The organism is Rhodoglobus vestalii, assembly GCF_006788895.1.
In the GTDB taxonomy this organism is placed as follows: domain Bacteria; phylum Actinomycetota; class Actinomycetes; order Actinomycetales; family Microbacteriaceae; genus Rhodoglobus; species Rhodoglobus vestalii.
Map to the genome: position 1 here is coordinate 436,683 of NZ_VFRA01000001.1, position 18,930 is coordinate 455,612.

The following is an 18,930-nucleotide window of genomic DNA, read 5'->3' on the forward strand; positions in this document are numbered from 1 at the left end:
TGACACAGTTCAGCTGCTGCGGTGCGCGAATGCACTCTCATAAAGACAGACGGAGGCTGCGGTCGCCAAATTCATCGACTCTGCATGGCCATAAATCGGCACTGAAATAACCGAATCGGCAAGCCCGCAGTGCTCATCGGTGAGGCCTCGAGCTTCATTACCAAATAACCAGGCGGTCGGATGATCGAGCACTCCCTCATTGCGGGCAGCCAACAGATCACCACCCTTGATGTCTGCGGCAATCACCCGAAGATCGGCACCTCTAAGGCGCTCAAGAACGGATTCCAACTCAACGCCGACCGCTACCGGCAGATGAAAGAGCGAACCCGTGGTGGCCCGAACAACCTTCGGATTGTAGAGATCCACGCTTCGACCGGTGAGAATCACACCGTCGGCACCCGCAGCATCCGCGGCCCGAATGATAGTTCCCGCATTACCGGGATCGCGCACCTCTTCGAGGATCGCAATGAGCTTCGGTGCCCCCGACAACAAATCCTTGACCGACGCCGGGAACTGACGGCACACCGCAATAACACCTTGCGGGGTGACCGTATCGGCCATCGTCTCAATCACTTGCTCCGAAACGAATTCGATCTCCACGCCTGCGGCCTCAGCTGCCTGCGCGAGCTCAGCGTGGCGCTCAAGAGCGGTAGGTGTCGCGTAGAGGTCGACGAGTAGCTCCGGCCGAAAATTGAGGGCTTCAGAAACTGATTGGGGGCCCTCCAACAGAAAAAGCCCAGTCTCGGACCGGGCGCTCTTCTTTCCGAGCTTCGCCACTGCTCGTACGCGTGGTGAGCGCGGGTTATCGATCACGTAAGCAACCCTAGACTCACCCAGCTCATATAAGAGAAACGGCACGCTGTACTGACCAAATTGGCTAGAACAGCGTGCCGTTGCACGATATGTGCGCGACTACTTATGCAGCCGAACGTGGTGCTGAAGTGTCAGCCGGAAGCGCCGCTTTAGCAGTTGCCACCAGCGACGCGAACGTAGCAGGCTCGGTGACCGCGAGGTCAGCGAGGATGCGGCGGTCGACGCCCACCCCAGCCAGATTCAAACCCTGGATGAGACGGTTGTAGGTGAGGCCGTTAGCACGCGAAGCAGCGTTGATGCGCTGAATCCAGAGACGACGGAACTCGCCCTTGCGGGCACGACGGTCGCGGTACGCGTAGACGAGCGAGTGAGTGACCTGCTCCTTGGCCTTACGGTACAGACGCGAACGCTGTCCGCGGTAACCCTTGGCGCGCTCGAGAATAACCCGACGCTTTTTATGAGCGTTTACCGCCCTTTTAACTCTTGCCATGATGTATTCCTAAACCCTTTACTTACCGAGAAGCTTCTTGATGACCTTGGCGTCCTGCGGTGCAAGAACCTGATCCTGGTTGAGCGAACGCTTGCGCTTGCCGCTCTTAACCTCAAGGTTGTGTCGCATACCCGCCTGCTGCTTCATGACCTTGCCGCTGCCGGTGACCTTGAAACGCTTCTTGGTGCCTGAGTGCGTCTTCTGCTTAGGCATCTTTCTCCTCTTTCTCTGGAACTTCTGCCCCACGAGGCTGCTTGTTAGCTACCTTGCGGGCCTCGGCTTCAGCTTTCGCTGTTGCCTTGGTCTTGTGGGGGCCAATAATCATGACCATGTTTCGACCGTCGATCGTCGGGGTTGATTCGATTGCACCGAACTCCGACACATCTTCGGCAAACTTCTGAAGGAGACGCACGCCCTGATCGGGGCGAGACTGCTCACGGCCGCGGAACAAAATCATTGCTTTGACCTTGTCACCACCGGCGAGGAACCCCTCGGCGCGCCGCCGCTTGGTTTCGTAATCGTGCGTGTCGATCTTCAGACGAAAGCGAACCTCTTTGAGAATCGTGTTTGTCTGGTTGCGACGAGCTTCTTTCGCCTTCTGCGCCTCTTCGTACTTAAACTTGCCGTAATCCATGATCTTGGCAACGGGAGGCTTGGAATTGGGAGCAACCTCAACCAAATCTAGATCTGCCTCTTGGGCGAGCTTGAGGGCGACGTCGATAGAGACGACACCGACTTGTTCACCGCCGGGTCCGACAAGACGGACCTCAGGAACTCGGATTCGGTCGTTGGTACGGGGATCGCTGATGCGTGTTCTCCTCACAGTTCGTGATGTGTTTCATTTACGCAGGGCGTCTAACAAAACACAGTTCGGCGGATGCCGTGACACGAAAGAGGATCGTCATGCAGCACTGGCTGCAACACCCTTTAAGCTGCGAAGCAAACATCCGGAACAATTCGTGCATCAAAAATAAATTTCACGTACTGAACCGCAAGCGAACTCTGCGGGGTGTAACTACCCGGTAACCTTGTATGCGGTTGACAGGTGGGAGAATCTCCACTTTCGTAACCGGGGCAAGCCCCGGGCCTGCATAAGGATAGCAGAGCGAACCCCAATTAGCGAAGGACATCATGAGCGAGCCCACCAACGACGACGTCAATGAGACCCGCGACATCTCTGAAGTGCCCGCGGTGGAGGTAATCAATACCGTTGCCGTGCACATGCTCAGTGCCGCAGCCGTAAAACTCGGGCTCTCCGACGGGCCCGACGCGGAAGCCGAAAAAGATCTGGACGAAGCGCGCAAACTGATTAATGTTCTGGCCAGCTTTATCACCGCGGCAGCCCCCGAGATCGGAAATCACCACGCCCGACCCCTCCGCGACGGACTGCGTTCGGTACAGCTGGCATTTCGCGAAGCATCACGGTTCCCCGACGCTCCGGGCAAGGGTCCCGGAGAAAAGTGGACCGGGCCCGTGAACTAGAGCGTCGCCTCGGGCGCCCGAACCACCTGCACGGCCAGAGAATCCACTGACTGCGCAATGAGTTCGGATGAGGCCCAGCGTTCGCGCATCCGATCCATAGTGGCATCGAGAGTTTCGCGATCGAGCCCTGGCCGCATCGCGATCTGCACGACCAACTCTGGCCCGTGCAATCGTGCTCCCGGATCCCCCGCAAGTAATTGCACTCCGGCCACGTCCGGCTCGTCGGCCGCGGAAGCCATAAACTCGCCGCGCACGTCATCACGCACAAAGCTCGGAACCCACTGGGTCGACTGAGCGATAGACCACAGTGCCGGTCGGCGGACGACAAATTCGCTGTCGCTCAACGGGTCAATAATCACGAGGTCAGTATTTTCGCTCGCGGCGGCAAGAGCAACGCGGGTGCCTGCCGCCGGCACCGGCCGAGCTTCGGGGTTCCAGTTGCTCATCGCCGTGACGGAGCTGAAGACCGGCAGAACTGCGCGACCGTCCGGGCCCGTTACCGTCACAATCGAGAGCTCTTGCGTCTTATCGGCCGTAAGCCCAGCATCGGTGGTGGTCGTCTCCCCCGCTTTCGCGAGCAGCGGGATCAGCAGTCGAGACTCGCGAACGACATCGACCACCTCAGCCTCGGTAGCATCGCCCTGCTGAAAGCGCGTGATGACATCCATCAGTTTTGGTGGTGCGGTGCCATCATCGTCGGGCGCCGGGTTGGGGTCGAAAGAGCGACCCTCCCAAGGAACGCCGGCGGAGTCCGTCAAATTCATCTGAATGACCGATACAGAAAATCTGCTACTGCGACGACACGTCGAGTGCCTCGGCGAGAGTGAAGGCTTTTGCGTAAAGAGCCTTGCCGATAATCGCCCCTTCGAGACCCTGCGGCACTAGTTCACGCAGCTCGATGAGGTCATCGAGGCTGGAGACTCCACCGGAGGCGATTACGGGACGGTGGGTGCGGTCCATTACCTGACGGAGCAAATCCACGTTGGGGCCCTGCAGGGTGCCATCTTTCGTGACATCAGTGACGACATAACGGCAGCATCCAGCAGCTTCAAGCCGCTCGAGCACTGTCCACAAATCTCCGCCCTCTTGGGTCCAACCGCGAGCGGCCAGCGTCGTGCCACGGACATCGAGACCCACAGCGATCGCCTCACCGTACTCGGCGATCACGTGAGCCGCCCACTCGGGGTTTTCGAGTGCTGCCGTACCCAAATTGATGCGCTTGGCCCCGGTAGCGAGCGCAGCCTCCAGCGACTTGTCATCGCGGATCCCGCCCGAAAGTTCAATATTCACGCGCTTCGGCGTTGATTTGATGACCTTCTTGATCATGGCCTGGTTAGTACCACGGCCAAACGCCGCATCAAGGTCGACAAGATGAATCCATTCGGCACCCTGATCGACCCAGTCGTGGGCCGCAGCACAAGGATCTCCGTAGCTCTTCTCTGTCCCGGCTTGACCCTGGGTAAGCCGAACGGCCTTGCCATCGGCGACATCAACGGCGGGCAAAAGGGTGAGGCTGGGTGTTTTATTGAATTCGCTCATAGATTTACTCTCTGAAGACCTGATCGCGGAACGCCGCGCACAAGCATCTGATACTAGTGCACCTCGAACGGCCGCAAAATCAGAGGGTCTTCAACCAGTTGTTTAGTAGTTGGATTCCCGCTTTCCCCGACTTCTCCGGGTGAAACTGTGTAGCAGTCAATGGACCATTTTCTACTGCAGCGATGAACTTACCGCCGTGCTCAGACCAGGTCAACTTTGGTTCAGGGAACGGGGGCTGAACGTCGAGAACCCACTGCTGGGCCGCGTAGGAATGCACAAAATAAAAACGTTCGTCGCGCACGGAATCAAACAGCGTTGTGTCATCGGGGGTCTCGACCGTATTCCATCCCATGTGAGGCAAAACTGGTGCCGGTAACTTTTCTATAACACCGGGCCACTCGTCGAGCCCAGCAGTGTGAACGCCGTGCTCGTCACCAGAAGAAAACAGCACCTGCATACCAACACAGATACCCATCACCGGGCGGCTACCGGTGAGGCGTTTTTCAATGATTGCTCCACCGCGAACCGACTCGAGCGCCGACATGACCGCAGCGAAAGCCCCTACTCCGGGAACAAGCAGACCGTCGGCAGCCTCGGCTACGGAACGATCCGCGCTGAGTCGAACAGCCGCCCCCGCCGCTTCCAAAGCCTTCGCGGCAGAATGAACATTGCCTGAGCCGTAATCCAAAATTACAACTGAAGGGGCTACCACTACAGGACACCCTTGGTGGAAGGAATGCCGGTGACGCGTGCATCTGGCTCAACAGCCCCACGCAAAGCACGAGCGAACGCCTTAAACTCGGCCTCAGCGATGTGGTGCGGATCGCGACCACCCAGAACAGTGACGTGGACGGTAATGCCCGCGTTGTAGCTGATTGCCTCGAAGACGTGACGGACCATCGACCCCGTGAAGTGACCGCCAATCAGGTGCATCTCAAAACCCGTGGGTTCGCCGGTGTGCACGAGGTAGGGGCGCCCTGAGACATCCACTACGGCTTGCACGAGAGCTTCATCGAGCGGAACTAGCGCATCGCCGTAGCGAGAAATTCCAGTCTTGTCGCCCAGAGCTTGCTTGAGTGCAACTCCCAGAGCGATTCCAATGTCTTCAACGGTGTGGTGAACATCGATGTGCGTGTCACCAGTCGCTTTGACCGTCAGGTCGATCAACGAGTGCTTCGAGAATGCCGTCAACATGTGGTCGTAAAACGGCACGCTGGTGTCGATGGATGAGCTGCCGGTGCCGTCGAGATTAAGGGAAAGCTCGATGCTCGACTCGCTCGTCTCGCGAGTGATCGTCGCGGTGCGCTGTGAGGTCATGACTCAACTCTACCGAGCGCTTGGAGGTCGGCCATCGCATCCAAGAATGCGGTCGTTTCTGCTTCCGTACCAGCGGTGACCCGAAGGTGATGGGGTATTCCCACATCGCGAATCAGGATGTCCTGGATCAGGAGCTTGTGAAACAGCGCTTGCGGGTCAGCGACTCCACCAAAGAGAACAAAGTTGGCCTCGCTGGGAACGGGAACGAAACCCAGAGCAGCTAAACCAGCGCTCATGCGATCCCTTTGTGTTTTGATCTCATCGACCATGGCAAGCATTTCGGTCGCGTGGGCCAATGCAGCAACAGCGGCCGCCTGCGTTAGCACAGAGAGATGGTACGGGAGGCGCACAAGGCGGAGGGCGTCAGCGATGGCGGGATCGGCAGCGAGATAACCGACTCGCGCGCCAGCAAATGCGAAGGCCTTGCTCATCGTGCGGGAAACAATCAAACGGGGCCGCCGGTGGAGCAGAGTGAGTGCGGACTCGAGGTCGGAGAACTCTGCGTAGGCTTCGTCGACCAGCACAATCCCCTCGGTGGCGTCATAGGCAGCCACAATTGTCTCAATGCTCACCGATGTACCGGTGGGGTTATTGGGAGAACACAGGAAGATGACGTCGGGAGCGTGCTCGACAATCGCTGCAACAACAGTTGCTGGCGTGAGATCGTACTCAGGGTCACGTGTTGCGGTGACCCATTCGGTTCCCGTGCCCGAAGCAATGATGGAGTGCATCGAGTAGGTGGGAGGAAATCCGAGTACGCGACGCCCGGGGCCGCCAAAAGCTTGCAGCGTCTGCTGCAGCACTTCATTGGATCCGTTAGCCGCCCAGATGTTGTCTGCGGTGAGCCCGTGGCCGAGATAAGCGGCGAGGGATTCCCGCAGTTCGGTGAACTCTCGATCGGGGTAGCGGTTCGCCGACATAACCGCTTGAGCAAGTGCCGTGACAATGTCAGTCGCAACAGCTTCCGGAATGGGATGCGTATTTTCATTGACGTTGAGCTGGATGCTCACAGGATCGGTCGGCGCACCGTAGGGCTTGAGCCCCCGAAGGTCGTCACGAATGGGGAGATCTGAAAGCGAAGTCACTCCACAATGTTACGGGCAGCAGCGGCTAGTCGGAGAAGCTGCTGGGGATCGCGAGCTCTTGGCCAGCGAAGACGTCAGCGGAAGGCAACTGATTGACCTCGATCAGCTGCGCTACGACATCGCGAGGATCGTGACCCGGCGCGTGCTGCTCGGCAATGTTCCAAAGAGACTGACCCGCAGTTACGTCGACATACACAAACGCATTCTCGCGGGACTCACTAGTTGCGGCCGCGCCGCCACCGTTCACCGAGAACAGCAGAGCGGCAACTACCAACGGCGTCGCCGCGAGCAACAGAAGTACGATGCGGCCGCGCGTGGTGAGGCGAAGTCGTGGTGCAGCCTGCCGAGCATCGGCTGCCGCGTTAGGTGCAGTGACTGCAGTTGCCATCATTTTCTCCTCTGAGGGTTCTCGTACCCGGCCCTCGGCCGGGAGGGCCGGGTACGAAGCTGTGTTCCGAACATACATTCGAATTGTTCTAATTTCAAGTACATATTCGAACAGACCACTGACATTGCTGCGCGACACTCGAACAAATGTTTGTTTTTGGCGTGCGGTACGGATACAGTTTCGAATAAGCCACTGACATTGGAATCGTTCGTGGCAGAAATCGAGGAACCGTGACCGAGTCAATTGGCCCCACTGGAGATGGCGTGGAGCGGGGAACCCGACGGCGCACCAGCCTGAGTGCAAAACAGCTCGCGATTCTCGAGATGATCCAGCGTGCAGTCGCAACCCAGGGGTACCCACCGAGTATGCGAGAGATCGGAGACGCGGTAGGTCTATCCTCGCTGTCCAGCGTGACCCACCAACTGAACCAGCTTGAACTCAGTGGCTACGTGCGCCGTGACCCCAATCGTCCACGTGCGATCGAAGTACTCATCGATGTGCCGAGCGCCGTCGACGAATCCAGCATCGTTGGTCCCTCGATGGGTGACGCAGCCATGGTGCCACTCGTGGGACGCATCGCCGCAGGTATTCCGATCACCGCCGAACAGCACGTTGAAGAAGTTTTCCCCCTCCCGCGACAACTTGTTGGCAAGGGTGATCTCTTCATGCTGAAGGTCGTGGGTGATTCGATGATCGATGCAGCAATCTGCGACGGCGACTGGGTCGTCGTGCGCCAGCAGCAAACCGCAGAAAACGGCGACATTGTTGCCGCAATGCTCGATGACGAGGCCACCGTTAAAGTTTTCCGTCAACGAGATGGTCACACCTGGTTATTGCCCCGCAACTCCAACTTCGAACCGATCCTCGGTGACTACGCCCAGGTTCTTGGCAAAGTTGTCACCGTGCTGCGCGCGCTGTAGAACGCAGCACAACTCCAGCTAAGGGTTAGTAACAAACTCACTAAGTTCGGCAAGACGTGCGTGATGCACGAGCGCGCTAACCAGGGTGCCCTCTTCGCGATAGTCGGTCGAGAGCACTCTTCCCTGAACGTGCAGTCGAGAAATGACTTCACCACGGTCGTACGGCACGAGGAGAGTCACCTCGACCTCCGGCGCGGGCAACAGTTCGGCAATACGAGCGTTGAGCTCCTCGATGCCCTCACCGGAGCGCGCCGACACAAAAATTCCCGTCGGTTCAAGCCCTCGAATCACGAGACGCTGGTCGTCATCCGCAAGATCGCTCTTATTGAACACCACAATCTCGGGGATATCACGTGCACCGAGCTCGCCAATAACGTCGCGCACCGTACTGAGTTGAGCGCCGGGATCCGGGTGCGACGCATCGACGACGTGCACGATGACGTTGGACTGACCGATCTCTTCCAGCGTTGAGCGAAACGCCTCAACTAGTTGGTGCGGCAGATTGCGTACAAACCCGACAGTGTCGCTGAGAGTGAATAGTCGACCATCGGCTGTCGCCGACTTACGCACAGTGGCGTCTAGGGTCGCAAACAGCGAATTCTCGACAAGTACTCCAGCGCGAGTCAAGCGGTTCAGCAGACTCGACTTGCCAGCGTTCGTGTACCCAGCAATAGCCACGCTCGGAACATCGAACCGGTCACGATTCGCACGCTTCGCTTCGCGAGCGGGCGCGAAACCTTTGATCTGTTTACGCAAGCGCGCCATGCGGGTGTGGATGCGGCGACGATCGAGTTCAATTTTAGTTTCGCCGGGCCCACGGCTACCCATTCCGGCACCAGCGCCACCCACCTGACCACCGGCCTGACGGGACATCGACTCACCCCAACCGCGGAGGCGAGGAAGGAGGTACTCAAGCTGGGCGAGCTCGACCTGGGCCTTGCCCTCTCGGCTAGTGGCGTGCTGGCTAAAAATGTCGAGGATTACCGCCGTGCGGTCGATTACCTTCACCCCCACAACGTCTTCAAGTGCGCGACGCTGGCTCGGAGCGAGCTCGGTGTCAGCAATAACGGTGTCAGCGCCAGTAGCGGCAACAACGTCCTTCAGCTCTCGCGCTTTGCCCTTGCCGAAGTATGTACTTGGATCAGGGTGGGAACGGGACTGCAGGAGGCCGTCGAGCACGACTGCCCCCGCGGTCTCTGCAAGCGCCGAGAGCTCTCGAAGCGAATTTTCAGCATCGCGCAGCATACCTTGGCTATAAATCCCGATGAGAACAACGTTCTCGATTCTCAACTGGCGGTATTCGACCTCGGTGACATCGTCGAGCTCGGTTGAGAGACCACCAACGCGCTTGAGGGCGTTGCGATCGTCTCGATCAAATTGGTCGCCGTCGCGATCTGATTCGTAGTGGGCATCCGTCTGAAGGGCTTGCGCGCTAGGTGAGCCCGAGCCAAAGCGGGTGACCGCTGCGTGGATAGATTCTTCGCCGGCCAGCACACGGTCAACGGAACGATCGGCGTCGTTGCTGCCGTTGCCGTCGTTGCCGTTGCCGTCGTTGCCGTCGTTGCCGTCGTTGCTGCCGTTGCCGTCGGCGGCTTCGATACTGGGATCTCTCGTGAATTTGGTCATTGGGTTAACCCTACTTCTCTAGTATTCGGTAAGTTCTGTGCATGGCTAACGAGCATTACTTCTCGTCAACACCCGAGAGTGATCTCAAGCTGCGGACGATTCACGCGACCATTGCTGGTACCGAGCGCGAACTTGTCACGGCAAATGGGATCTTCAGCCCCGCACACATCGATGCGGGAACCCAAGTTCTCTTATCGAACGTGCCCAAGCCTCCTCCGGGAGGAAACCTGCTTGATCTCGGGTGCGGTTGGGGGCCGATGGCGCTCACCCTTGCCCTCGAATCACCTCATGCAACGGTGTGGGCGGTGGACGTCAACGAGCGCGCACTGGATCTGGTGCGGGCTAACGCCAAGAAATTGTCCATACCCAACATCAACGCGGTTCTGCCTCAGGATGTTCCCGAAGACATCACGTTTATGGCTATTTGGTCGAACCCACCCATTCGAGTCGGCAAAAACGAACTTCACAACATTCTCGAAACGTGGCTGCCGAAACTGGAATTGGATGCGGATGCCTGGCTCGTCGTTCAACGCAACCTGGGCTCAGATTCGCTGCAGCGCTGGATGGAATCGGCGTTCCCTCCAGATTTCTCTTTCACGCGCGCCGCAACACACAAGGGCTACCGTCTGCTGCGAGCACGGCGGCGCGCCGTCAACGTCGGGTAGCCGGTACGAGCAGTAAGTGCATGCATCCGGGGCGTCGACTGACCGCGGCGCAGCGCTAAGCGAGTTCGAGGCTGCCGGTGTAGACAAGTTCTGCGGGCCCGCTCAGCGAGACATGCTCGCCGTCTTCGGTCGGGAACATGCGCACGACAACTGTTCCCCCCGGCACGGTCACACGCCACTGGTGGGGCGCGCCCGAGCCTGCATAGTGCCTGATGGCCAACGCTGCCGCGACCGCACCGGTGCCGCACGAAAGCGTCTCGCCACTGCCACGCTCGTGCACCCGCATCCGGATCGACCCGACACCGTCTTTGACTAGCGGCTCAGCGGCAACGACAAACTCGACATTTGCGCCCTTTTCTGGCTCGGGATCAATTATGGGGATGTAGTTGAGGTCGACCTGGTCGAGTTCAGCTTCTTCAGCGAGTGCAACAACCACGTGCGGGTTGCCTACATTGATCCCGAGACCGGGGCGAGCGACGACGAGCTCTTTAGCGCGCACGAGGGGTTCGCCGCCGTCGAGCGACCAGCGGCCCATGTCGGCTTGGTAGCCAGCCAAATTGCGCTGCACGTCACGCACACCGCTTCGCGTACCAATGGGCAACGTATCGCCGGGCTCGAAATCAACGAAACCGTTTTCTGCAAGATAGTGTGCGAATACCCGGATACCGTTGCCGCACATCTCTGCGATACTTCCGTCGGCATTGCGATAATCCATGAACCACTCGGCGTCAGCATCTTCGGCCAATGCCGCAGCCCCGGCATCAATGTTGCGCGAGTGCACGGCACGCAGGATGCCGTCAGCACCCACACCAAAATGGCGATCACAGATGGCGGCAATTTGCTGGGGTGTGAGGTCGATTTGACCGTCTGGGTCGGAGAACAGCACGAAATCGTTGCCGGTTCCCTGACCTTTGGTGAAGTTAAGCGTTGCCATAAGCTCCATTCTCTCCCATCACCATCGCCAGAGTGTTCCTCACACGATCGGGATCGTCATAGCTCAACCACTGGCACTGGCGGTAGCGCTTGAACCAGCCGACCTGGCGTCGGGCATAGCGGCGTGTGAGGGCCGCGGTCCCGTCGACGGCATCTGCCTCAGATAGTTCACCGTTGAGTTGTTTTATTGCTTGGGCGTACCCGATTGCGCGCGTGGCAGTAGCCCCAAAACCCCGTGGACGAAGACTGCGCACCTCATCGAGGAGGCCGGAACGCCACATGCCACGCACACGGTCATTGAGCCGAGCCACAAGTTGCTCGCGCGGAGCCGCGATGCCAACGATGTGAGACGGAATCCATAAGGTCTGTTCTTCTGGGAGCCCTGCCCCGAAAGGTTTGCCGGTAATTTCCATCACCTCGAGCGCGCGCACAATTCGGCGCCCGTTGCTGTGGCCGATGGACTGCGCGGCTTCGGGGTCGAGTTCACGCAGACGATGAAAGAGCGCACCGACGCCGAGCGTCCCGAGTTCCGTTTCAAGGCGTGCCCGAACCTGTGAGTCACGGGGAGGGAACTGAAAGTCGTGAATGACGCTGGAGATGTACAACCCTGAACCGCCGACCAGAATGGGCACGTGCCCCTCGCGGCGAATTCGGAGGATTATCTGGCGAGCATCGGCCTGATAGCGGGCAACGCTGGCGTCGTCGGTGGGGTCGAGGACATCGAGCAGGTGGTGCCGGATTCCCCGACGTTCTGAGGCGGGGAGCTTGGCCGTGCCGATGTCCATGCCCCGGTACAACTGCATCGCATCAGCGTTAATGATCTCTGCGTGCAGTCCGCGACGGTTGAGAGATTGGGCGAGGTCGAGCGAGAGTTCGGATTTTCCTGTGCCGGTGGCTCCGACAATAACGACAAGGTTCTGCGCGATCCCGTGGGTGCCATTCGCGACCGAGTCGCCAGTCTCGGCCTGTAGCTCAGCGCTCGGAGTCAGAGGGGTCATAAATGGGTGTCGTGGAGACGCGAACGGTTGGAAGTCCGAGGGATACTCGTGGGCCCACAGTGCTTGAGGCAGAACTGTTTGGGCCAACGCTGCTCGGAACTCCGCATGATTCTGCTTGTGCACGGTCCCAGGCTTCGCCCGCCGTGGTGCGCCGAATATCGAGTGTTCCGCCGGCGTCCGTGTCGGCCACGAGATGGAAGGTGGATGCTTCGGTGATCGTCACCGTGACGACGTCGCCGGGGCGCGGCACAGCGCTGCCTTCGGGTACGTTGAAGTGTACGAGGCGCGAGTCTTCTGCCCGGCCCGAGAGTCGTGATGTCTCCGCCTGTTTGCGGCCTTCAGCGGCGCTAACCAGTACCTGAACTGTGCGCCCTACCTGCTTCTCGTTCTCCTCGCGGGAGATGCGATCTTGGAGAGCAGCGAGTCGTTCGTAACGTTCCTGTACGATCGCTTTCGGTATCTGGTCTTCCATCGTTGCCGCGGGTGTTCCCTCACGGATGGAGTACTGGAATGTGTAGGCGGATGCGAAGCGTGCTTCTTCGACGACACGCATTGTTTCGGCAAAATCTTCTTCGGTCTCGCCGGGGAATCCGACAATGATGTCGGTGCTAATTGCTGCGTGCGGCATCTGCGCGCGAACCCGTTCGAGGATGCCAAGGAACTTTGTTGAGCGGTAGCTGCGACGCATCGCCTTCAGGATGCGATCTGATCCGGACTGCAATGGCATGTGAAGCTGCGGCATGACGTTGGGGGTTTCTGCCATCGCGTCGATCACGTCATCGGTGAACGCTGCCGGGTGAGGGCTGGTGAAGCGCACCCGTTCGAGACCTGTGATGTTTCCCGTCGCTCGGAGGAGCTTGCTAAATGCTTGGCGATCACCGAACTCAACACCGTAGGAGTTAACGTTTTGCCCGAGCAGGGTGACCTCGATGGCGCCGTCGTCAACAATTGCTTGCACCTCCGAGAGGATGTCTCCCGGGCGTCGATCCTTTTCCTTGCCTCTCAGCGCGGGCACAATGCAGAAAGTGCAGGTGTTATTGCACCCAACAGAGATCGATACCCACGCACTATGGGTTGATTCTCGTCGAGTCGGCAGCGTCGACGGAAAGACGTCGAGGGATTCGAGAATCTCTAGTTGCGCTTCTTCGTTGTGGCGGGCGCGTTCAAGTAGAGTCGGCAGCGACCCCATGTTGTGCGTCCCGAACACGACATCGACCCATGGGGCTTTGTCGAGAATGACGTTCTTGTCTTTTTGTGCCAGGCAGCCTCCGACAGCGATCTGCATGCCTTGGTGCGCTTTTTTGACGCTGGCAAGCATGCCGAGGTTGCCGTAGAGCTTATTGTCGGCGTTTTCTCGAACCGCGCAGGTGTTGATTACGACTACGTCGGCTTGGCCTTCGGTTGCGCGAATGTAGCCTGCTGCTTCAAGGGAACCGCTGAGTCGTTCGGAGTCGTGCACATTCATCTGGCACCCGTAGGTGCGCACCTCATAGCTGCGCGGTGCGGCCAGTTTTTCGTCAATCATGTCTTCCACCTTAAGCCTCTGCGGAGACTCGGTTTGACGATGTTCTAGCGAAAGGTGGGACCGCCGGATGATTCTCTTGAGTTGGGCGCCAGAGCTGCGGCTACTGCCGCTGACACGATGGAGCCAGAGTAACCCTTGCGCATGAGGAATCCTGTGAGTCGGCGCTTGGCCGTCACACTATCGAGTGAACGCAACTGAGGGGCACGTTTGAGCGCGATCTCAGTCGCACGCTCTTGCTCCTCGTCTTGTTCGACATCGAGCACTGCAGAGATGTGTTCTTGGTCAATTTTGCGGCGTCGCAACTCCGCCCTGATTGCTGACGCACCGAGCCCTTTTCGATCGCGCAGCGTTTTTGCGAGCGTTTCTGCAAGGGCTGCGTCATCAAGAAGACCGGAACCTTCCAGTCTCTCAATTTCATCGTCGATCTCAGTTGTTTCGAACTCTCGCGTGCCCAGAAACTGGGTCATTTCGTCAGAGGACATACCTCGACGGGCGAGTGCACGCATGCTGACCCGGCTGATCTCTGAAAACCCATCGCGCGCTTGCCGCCGTTCGGCCTTCGTCTGCGCGGGCGGGGAACCGAAGCTGGCCATGGTCGGCAGCGCTCGGAGGGGCGCCGGCGTCTCGACCTGCGATGGTGTGTCGACAGACTCTGGCGGGTCGACGCCTGCTGGGCTCTCGATGGCTCCGGGTGAGACTGCCGAAGCTGCAGTGAAGTCGGAGGTGTTGGGCTCAACTGCTGCCGGATGAAGCAGTTCTGACTCCTCCGGCGACGGATCCGTCGTCGTCGTTTCGGTTTGTTTGGCACCGGATCGGTCGCCAAACAGGTTGATCACTGGTGCGAGATGTTCGTCGTCGGAGGTAGCCATAGTGGGAGTTACTGGCCTACGGCAGTTTTGAGTGGCTCCGCTGCTGTGTCAGCCACGGGCAATACGGGCCCGTCAGCCTTAGCGCTGGCCTTGGCTGCTTTCTCCGCTTTTTCAGCTTTCACAGCGGCATCTGCCACAGCTTTTGCCTCACTAGCATTCGCGGCTTTTGCTTCGGCACCCACCCCAAGCTTGCGCATGATCTTCTGTTCGATCTCGAGTGCGATCGCCGGGTTCTGGATCAGGAAGGCGCGCGACTTCTCTTTACCCTGGCCGAGTTGATCGCCATCGTAGGTGTACCAGGCGCCCGACTTGCGGACGATTTCGTGATCCACACCGAAATCGATGAGGCTACCTTCGCGCGAGATGCCAATGCCGTAGAGGATGTCGAATTCAGCTTGTTTGAACGGCGGAGCCATCTTGTTTTTGACGACTTTGACCCGCGTGCGGTTACCCACCGCGTCCGTGCCATCTTTCAGCGTTTCGATGCGGCGAATATCGAGTCGAACGGAGGCGTAGAACTTGAGCGCCTTACCGCCGGCGGTCGTCTCGGGGCTACCGAAGAAGACGCCGATCTTTTCACGCAACTGGTTGATGAAGATCATGGTTGTGTTGGTTTGACTGAGGCCACCGGTTAGCTTGCGCAGAGCCTGCGACATGAGCCGGGCCTGAAGACCAACGTGGGTGTCCCCCATCTCGCCTTCGATTTCTGCACGTGGAACGAGAGCCGCCACCGAGTCGATAACGATCAAGTCGATGGAACCGCTTCGCACGAGCATGTCTGCGATTTCGAGAGCTTGCTCACCCGTGTCGGGCTGTGAAACCAAAAGTGCATCGATGTCGACCCCAAGCTTTGCCGCGTATTCGGGGTCGAGCGCGTGCTCGGCATCGATAAACGCCGCAATTCCACCGTTGCGCTGCGCGTTAGCGATCGCATGAAGGGTCAGAGTCGTCTTACCGGAGGACTCGGGACCGTAGATTTCGACAATTCGTCCTCGGGGAAGCCCGCCTATGCCGAGCGCAACATCGAGAGCAATCGAGCCTGTGGGAATCACCTCGACCGGAGCACGCTCATCGCTGCCTAGGCGCATAACTGAGCCCTTGCCGAACTGACGGTCAATTTGAGCGAGAGCGGTCTCGAGGGATTTCTCGCGGTCTGCTGCTGATGGCATTATATTTTCTCCGTTGGTCGTAGGTTGCTGCCCATAGGCTGTCGCGATTCGTGCGGACCGGTGGTGCAAGGTCCGTAACCTCCCGACAAAGGCTGTATTGCTAAGTGCCACGCTACGCGTCTGCTCTGACATTCCAGAGCAATGACGTGCATTGCTCATCCGTGAACGGTATTCGATTGGATGTTAGGGAGAAGACTAACAATATCGAACAGGTGTTCGAACACGCCACGCGGGCGCGAAGCTATAGTTTCTTGGGCTCGCGCTGACCGACGCCATAGCGGCGTTCCTGCGGGACATCCATCGCGTCACAGAGCGCAGTCCACACTTGACGGGCGGGAACGCCTCGAGAAAGGGCCTGAGTGGCAGTGAGGCTGCCGACGGAATCTAGTACCTGATCGCTGACGAGCACCCTGCCGTACGGCTCACCAAACTCATCGGCGACCGCCGTCCAGAACTCACTCACTCGCATACAACCACCTTATGCTCGTCCGGCTTAAGCAAAGAATGCCCCACTCCCACAGGAGCGAGGCATTCAGGATGCAATTTCTAGCGTGAAATCAAGTTCGAATCAAACTCGGCAACAAGCTCATCGGGCAAAGTATCGGGAATCGTCGTAGCGCCTTCGATGATCGCAAGGCGATCCCCCACCTCGCGCATGATGACGGAGATTGGCGTATCAAGGGCTTCGGCTACCGAAGCAAGAATTTCGGAGCTGGCCTCTTTTTGACCGCGCTCAACCTCGCTGAGGTATCCGAGTGCAACGCTCGCCTTACTTGCGACCTGACGAAGGGTGCGTCCCTTTTGCAGGCGCACGTCGCGGAGAACGTCACCGATTTCCTGACGAACTAGAACCATTGGACACTCCCTCTCTGACTGTGTAGCGCAACCAGATTATTCTGGATAGTCAAGACTACAGCCACTATCTGTTGAGAACTCTAACCCTTCCAATCTGAAGAGGTCTTGTGAGTTCATTTACTGTAACCCGACCGAAATGTGCATTATTCCCGCTAGTGCACCACAACGATGGGAACGCTCTCCTACTCGAGCCTGGTTTGACGTCGCTTCAGCCAGAGGCCGACCATGACGATCAGGATCAGGCTCACGTAGGCGATCGCAGCAAACGGGCTCGTCACGAGGGCCGAGAGATCTCCCTGGCTAATAGCTAGGGTTTTTCGCAACTGAGTCTCTGCCATCGGACCGAGAATGCCGCCGATCACCATCGGCGCCACGGGATACCCGAACCGCCGCATGAGGAAACCAAGGATTCCGATTGCGAGAAGAATCAGAACATCCAGATAGTTGAAGTTCATAGCGTACGAGCCGAGCGCTGCGAACAACAGAATTCCCGCGTAGAGGTATGGACGCGGAACTTGGAGAACTTTGACCCAAATTCCCACGAGCGGCAGGTTCAGGACGAGAAGCATGATGTTGCCGATATAAAGGCTCGCGATTAGCGCCCACACCAGTGCACTCTGGTTCTCGAAGAGCAGGGGCCCCGGCTGGATCCCATACGACTGGAAGGCAGAAAGAATAATTGCTGCGGTTGCCGTTGTCGGAAGCCCCAAGGTAAGTAGTGGGACGAGCACACCAGCGGCCGCGGCGTTGTTGGCTGCTTCAGGGCCGGCAACACCCTCGATGGCGCCGTTGCCAAATTCTGACTTTCGTTTCCCTTTCGCCATTCGTTTTTCTGCTGCGTAGGACAGGAATGTCGCTACATCAGCGCCTCCGGCAGGAATCGTTCCGATGGGAAACCCGATGGCCGTACCGCGAAGCCACGGTTTCCATGAACGCTGCCAGTCTTCTTTCGACATCCAATTGCGCCATCCCTTCGTTACTGGGATGACGTGAACACCGCCCGACCGCATCCTTGAGGCGACATACAGCGACTCTCCCACAGCAAAGAGACCCACGGCAATCAGCACAACATCGATGCCGTCAGCGAGTACAGGTACTCCACCCGTGAAGCGTTGCTGCCCAGTGAGCACTTCGGTTCCGACAATTCCTAAGAAGAGGCCGAGTGCAAGGGAGAGCATTCCCCGCGACACAGAGTTTCCCATGAGTGCACCAACTGTCATGAAAGCGACAATCATGAGGGCGAAATAGTCTGGGGGGCCCAGAGTGACCGCCCAACGCGCAAGTATGGGGGCGATCAGGGTGAGCCCGACTGTTGCAACACCTGCAGCGACAAACGACCCGATTGCAGCCGTAGCTAACGCAGAAGCTCCTCGTCCTTTCTTGGCCATCTTGTTGCCCTCGAGTGCGGTGACAATTGATGCTGATTCTCCAGGAGTGTTGAGAAGAATGGATGTCGTTGATCCCCCATACATTCCCCCGTAATAGATTCCCGCGAACACGATGAGAGCTGCCGCAGGCTCAAGTGTGTAGGTGATGGGCAGCAACAGGGCCACCGTCATCGCCGGCCCGATGCCGGGAAGAACGCCCACCGCCGTTCCTACCAGCACCCCGAAGAAGGCGTAAAGAAGGTACTCCGGCTGGATCGCCGTGGCGAACCCCGCAAGAAGCGCTTCAAAATTGTCGATCACAGGAAGGGCATCCAATCGAGAAGGGGCCCGGCAGGGAGCGAGAGTCCCAACAGCGTGCCGAAGAGAAAGAAAATTGCGAAAGCGAGAGCCAACGCGACGAGTGCAGCCCAATGCAATTTCTTGGCACCGAGGCTCCATGCTGCGCCGAAGAACAGCACTGCTGCGGCAAGCGGCCAGCCAATGACACCGATGAGAAACGCGTGGGCCGCGAACAGCGCAACAAGTTTCAGCACCGTCGTCCAGTCGGTTGGCACCGAGGTGTCGATGTCTTCACCCTCGTCGGCTTGCCCACGGTTGCCTCGAAATACCTGGACCAGTACAGATGCCGCTGCGGCGATCATGATGAAGCCAACGAGGTAAGGGAATGAGCGTGGGCCGAGAGTGTTGCTTGAAATTGGTATTCGGATGAAGTTGGCTGCGACGATGACATAGATTCCGACGAGAGCTGAGGTTCCGGCGAAAATGAACTCGCCTATCGGCGCGCGTATGGAGCGTTGCGAGTCAGCTGTGTGGTCGGGCCCGCCCGATGCCGAAGCATCGGGCGGGCCGTTGACGGATGCGACCATTA

Annotated in this window: 23 protein-coding genes; 3 read left to right on the forward strand and 20 right to left on the reverse strand. The window is 58.5% G+C overall.

Annotated features, from left to right (window positions below; translation table 11 throughout):
• Positions 1-9 precede the first annotated feature (9 nt).
• From FB472_RS02125 to infC, 4 genes are all read right to left on the reverse strand, one after another.
• On the reverse strand, positions 10-813 hold the full coding sequence (locus FB472_RS02125) for a TrmH family RNA methyltransferase (protein WP_141989455.1): 804 nt from the start codon (positions 811-813) through the stop codon (positions 10-12).
• A 103-nt stretch (positions 814-916) separates the two neighbouring features.
• Entirely contained in the window at positions 917-1,303 is a 387-nt protein-coding gene (gene rplT, locus FB472_RS02130; protein ID WP_141989456.1) for a 50S ribosomal protein L20, read from the reverse strand.
• An 18-nt stretch (positions 1,304-1,321) separates the two neighbouring features.
• On the reverse strand, positions 1,322-1,516 hold the full coding sequence (rpmI, locus tag FB472_RS02135) for a 50S ribosomal protein L35 (protein WP_141989457.1): 195 nt from the start codon (positions 1,514-1,516) through the stop codon (positions 1,322-1,324).
• A complete protein-coding gene (gene infC / locus FB472_RS02140; protein WP_141989458.1) occupies positions 1,509-2,126 on the reverse strand; it encodes a translation initiation factor IF-3 in 618 nt (205 codons plus the stop codon). Before infC ends, rpmI begins: the two co-directional genes overlap by 8 nt.
• A 308-nt stretch (positions 2,127-2,434) precedes the next feature.
• On the opposite strand from infC, the gene FB472_RS02145 reads away from it, so the two are divergent.
• Positions 2,435-2,785 (forward strand): DUF1844 domain-containing protein, encoded by a 351-nt coding sequence (locus tag FB472_RS02145; RefSeq protein WP_141989459.1) that lies wholly within the window; start codon positions 2,435-2,437, stop codon positions 2,783-2,785.
• On the opposite strand, the gene FB472_RS02150 is transcribed toward FB472_RS02145, so the two are convergent.
• From FB472_RS02150 to FB472_RS02175, 6 genes are all read right to left on the reverse strand, one after another.
• On the reverse strand, positions 2,782-3,549 hold the full coding sequence (locus FB472_RS02150) for an SseB family protein (RefSeq protein ID WP_141989460.1): 768 nt from the start codon (positions 3,547-3,549) through the stop codon (positions 2,782-2,784). The genes FB472_RS02145 and FB472_RS02150 overlap by 4 nt on opposite strands.
• A gap of 25 nt (positions 3,550-3,574) precedes the next feature.
• Positions 3,575-4,324, reverse strand: coding sequence for a bifunctional 1-(5-phosphoribosyl)-5-((5-phosphoribosylamino)methylideneamino)imidazole-4-carboxamide isomerase/phosphoribosylanthranilate isomerase PriA (priA, locus tag FB472_RS02155; protein WP_141989461.1), 750 nt, complete (start codon positions 4,322-4,324; stop codon positions 3,575-3,577).
• A gap of 79 nt (positions 4,325-4,403) precedes the next feature.
• Positions 4,404-5,036, reverse strand: a complete 633-nt coding sequence (gene hisH / locus FB472_RS02160; protein ID WP_141989462.1) for an imidazole glycerol phosphate synthase subunit HisH — start codon at positions 5,034-5,036, stop codon at positions 4,404-4,406.
• Complete coding sequence (hisB, locus tag FB472_RS02165) at positions 5,036-5,641, reverse strand: imidazoleglycerol-phosphate dehydratase HisB (RefSeq protein ID WP_141989463.1); 606 nt, start codon at positions 5,639-5,641, stop codon at positions 5,036-5,038. The genes hisH and hisB overlap by 1 nt, the downstream gene beginning before the upstream one ends.
• Entirely contained in the window at positions 5,638-6,726 is a 1,089-nt protein-coding gene (locus FB472_RS02170) for a histidinol-phosphate transaminase (protein WP_141989464.1), read from the reverse strand. Before FB472_RS02170 ends, hisB begins: the two co-directional genes overlap by 4 nt.
• Positions 6,727-6,751: 25 nt before the next feature.
• Positions 6,752-7,114, reverse strand: coding sequence for a LysM peptidoglycan-binding domain-containing protein (locus FB472_RS02175; RefSeq protein ID WP_141989465.1), 363 nt, complete (start codon positions 7,112-7,114; stop codon positions 6,752-6,754).
• A gap of 242 nt (positions 7,115-7,356) precedes the next feature.
• Between FB472_RS02175 and lexA the strand changes: the two genes are divergently transcribed.
• On the forward strand, positions 7,357-8,034 hold the full coding sequence (gene lexA, locus FB472_RS02180; RefSeq protein WP_051377072.1) for a transcriptional repressor LexA: 678 nt from the start codon (positions 7,357-7,359) through the stop codon (positions 8,032-8,034).
• Between the two features lie 18 nt (positions 8,035-8,052).
• Here lexA and hflX read toward each other — a convergent pair whose 3' ends face one another.
• Positions 8,053-9,660: a GTPase HflX gene (gene hflX / locus FB472_RS02185; protein ID WP_246078027.1), complete on the reverse strand. Its 1,608-nt coding sequence runs from the start codon at positions 9,658-9,660 to the stop codon at positions 8,053-8,055.
• 41 nt (positions 9,661-9,701) lie between these two features.
• Here hflX and FB472_RS02190 point away from each other — a divergent pair, with 41 nt between their 5' ends.
• Positions 9,702-10,325: a class I SAM-dependent methyltransferase gene (locus tag FB472_RS02190; RefSeq protein ID WP_141989466.1), complete on the forward strand. Its 624-nt coding sequence runs from the start codon at positions 9,702-9,704 to the stop codon at positions 10,323-10,325.
• A gap of 55 nt (positions 10,326-10,380) precedes the next feature.
• Here FB472_RS02190 and dapF read toward each other — a convergent pair whose 3' ends face one another.
• The 9 genes from dapF to FB472_RS02235 all read right to left on the reverse strand — a co-directional run bounded on the left by dapF (position 10,381) and on the right by FB472_RS02235 (position 18,928).
• On the reverse strand, positions 10,381-11,259 hold the full coding sequence (gene dapF, locus FB472_RS02195) for a diaminopimelate epimerase (protein ID WP_141989467.1): 879 nt from the start codon (positions 11,257-11,259) through the stop codon (positions 10,381-10,383).
• The gene (miaA, locus tag FB472_RS02200) at positions 11,246-12,256 is read right to left on the reverse strand and encodes a tRNA (adenosine(37)-N6)-dimethylallyltransferase MiaA (protein WP_141989468.1); all 1,011 of its coding nucleotides are present in this window, start codon (positions 12,254-12,256) and stop codon (positions 11,246-11,248) included. The genes dapF and miaA overlap by 14 nt, the downstream gene beginning before the upstream one ends.
• Positions 12,231-13,781: a tRNA (N6-isopentenyl adenosine(37)-C2)-methylthiotransferase MiaB gene (gene miaB / locus FB472_RS02205; protein WP_141989469.1), complete on the reverse strand. Its 1,551-nt coding sequence runs from the start codon at positions 13,779-13,781 to the stop codon at positions 12,231-12,233. The genes miaA and miaB overlap by 26 nt, the downstream gene beginning before the upstream one ends.
• A gap of 44 nt (positions 13,782-13,825) precedes the next feature.
• Positions 13,826-14,650 carry a regulatory protein RecX gene (locus FB472_RS02210; RefSeq protein WP_141989470.1) on the reverse strand — a complete coding sequence of 275 codons (825 nt, stop codon included), beginning with the start codon at positions 14,648-14,650 and terminating at the stop codon, positions 13,826-13,828.
• 8 nt (positions 14,651-14,658) lie between these two features.
• The gene (recA, locus tag FB472_RS02215) at positions 14,659-15,819 is read right to left on the reverse strand and encodes a recombinase RecA (RefSeq protein WP_021808550.1); all 1,161 of its coding nucleotides are present in this window, start codon (positions 15,817-15,819) and stop codon (positions 14,659-14,661) included.
• A 241-nt stretch (positions 15,820-16,060) separates the two neighbouring features.
• The gene (locus FB472_RS02220; RefSeq protein ID WP_021808549.1) at positions 16,061-16,288 is read right to left on the reverse strand and encodes a DUF3046 domain-containing protein; all 228 of its coding nucleotides are present in this window, start codon (positions 16,286-16,288) and stop codon (positions 16,061-16,063) included.
• Positions 16,289-16,365: 77 nt separating this feature from the next.
• The gene (locus FB472_RS02225; protein ID WP_021808548.1) at positions 16,366-16,674 is read right to left on the reverse strand and encodes a helix-turn-helix domain-containing protein; all 309 of its coding nucleotides are present in this window, start codon (positions 16,672-16,674) and stop codon (positions 16,366-16,368) included.
• 182 nt (positions 16,675-16,856) lie between these two features.
• Entirely contained in the window at positions 16,857-18,359 is a 1,503-nt protein-coding gene (locus tag FB472_RS02230) for a tripartite tricarboxylate transporter permease (protein ID WP_141991420.1), read from the reverse strand.
• The gene (locus FB472_RS02235; RefSeq protein ID WP_141989471.1) at positions 18,359-18,928 is read right to left on the reverse strand and encodes a tripartite tricarboxylate transporter TctB family protein; all 570 of its coding nucleotides are present in this window, start codon (positions 18,926-18,928) and stop codon (positions 18,359-18,361) included. The genes FB472_RS02230 and FB472_RS02235 overlap by 1 nt, the downstream gene beginning before the upstream one ends.
• Positions 18,929-18,930: the final 2 nt, after the last annotated feature.

Coding starts and splice junctions, on each gene's coding strand:
- rplT (WP_141989456.1), bottom strand. CDS start 1,303: ATGGCAAGAGTTAAAAGGGCGGTAAACGCTCATAAAAAGCGTCGGGTT.
- rpmI (WP_141989457.1), bottom strand. CDS start 1,516: ATGCCTAAGCAGAAGACGCACTCAGGCACCAAGAAGCGTTTCAAGGTC.
- FB472_RS02145 (WP_141989459.1), top strand. CDS start 2,435: ATGAGCGAGCCCACCAACGACGACGTCAATGAGACCCGCGACATCTCT.
- FB472_RS02150 (WP_141989460.1), bottom strand. CDS start 3,549: ATGAATTTGACGGACTCCGCCGGCGTTCCTTGGGAGGGTCGCTCTTTC.
- priA (WP_141989461.1), bottom strand. CDS start 4,324: ATGAGCGAATTCAATAAAACACCCAGCCTCACCCTTTTGCCCGCCGTT.
- hisB (WP_141989463.1), bottom strand. CDS start 5,641: ATGACCTCACAGCGCACCGCGACGATCACTCGCGAGACGAGCGAGTCG.
- FB472_RS02175 (WP_141989465.1), bottom strand. CDS start 7,114: ATGGCAACTGCAGTCACTGCACCTAACGCGGCAGCCGATGCTCGGCAG.
- hflX (WP_246078027.1), bottom strand. CDS start 9,660: ATGACCAAATTCACGAGAGATCCCAGTATCGAAGCCGCCGACGGCAAC.
- FB472_RS02190 (WP_141989466.1), top strand. CDS start 9,702: ATGGCTAACGAGCATTACTTCTCGTCAACACCCGAGAGTGATCTCAAG.
- dapF (WP_141989467.1), bottom strand. CDS start 11,259: ATGGCAACGCTTAACTTCACCAAAGGTCAGGGAACCGGCAACGATTTC.
- miaA (WP_141989468.1), bottom strand. CDS start 12,256: ATGACCCCTCTGACTCCGAGCGCTGAGCTACAGGCCGAGACTGGCGAC.
- miaB (WP_141989469.1), bottom strand. CDS start 13,781: ATGATTGACGAAAAACTGGCCGCACCGCGCAGCTATGAGGTGCGCACC.
- FB472_RS02210 (WP_141989470.1), bottom strand. CDS start 14,650: ATGGCTACCTCCGACGACGAACATCTCGCACCAGTGATCAACCTGTTT.
- recA (WP_021808550.1), bottom strand. CDS start 15,819: ATGCCATCAGCAGCAGACCGCGAGAAATCCCTCGAGACCGCTCTCGCT.
- FB472_RS02220 (WP_021808549.1), bottom strand. CDS start 16,288: ATGCGAGTGAGTGAGTTCTGGACGGCGGTCGCCGATGAGTTTGGTGAG.
- FB472_RS02225 (WP_021808548.1), bottom strand. CDS start 16,674: ATGGTTCTAGTTCGTCAGGAAATCGGTGACGTTCTCCGCGACGTGCGC.
- FB472_RS02235 (WP_141989471.1), bottom strand. CDS start 18,928: ATGGTCGCATCCGTCAACGGCCCGCCCGATGCTTCGGCATCGGGCGGG.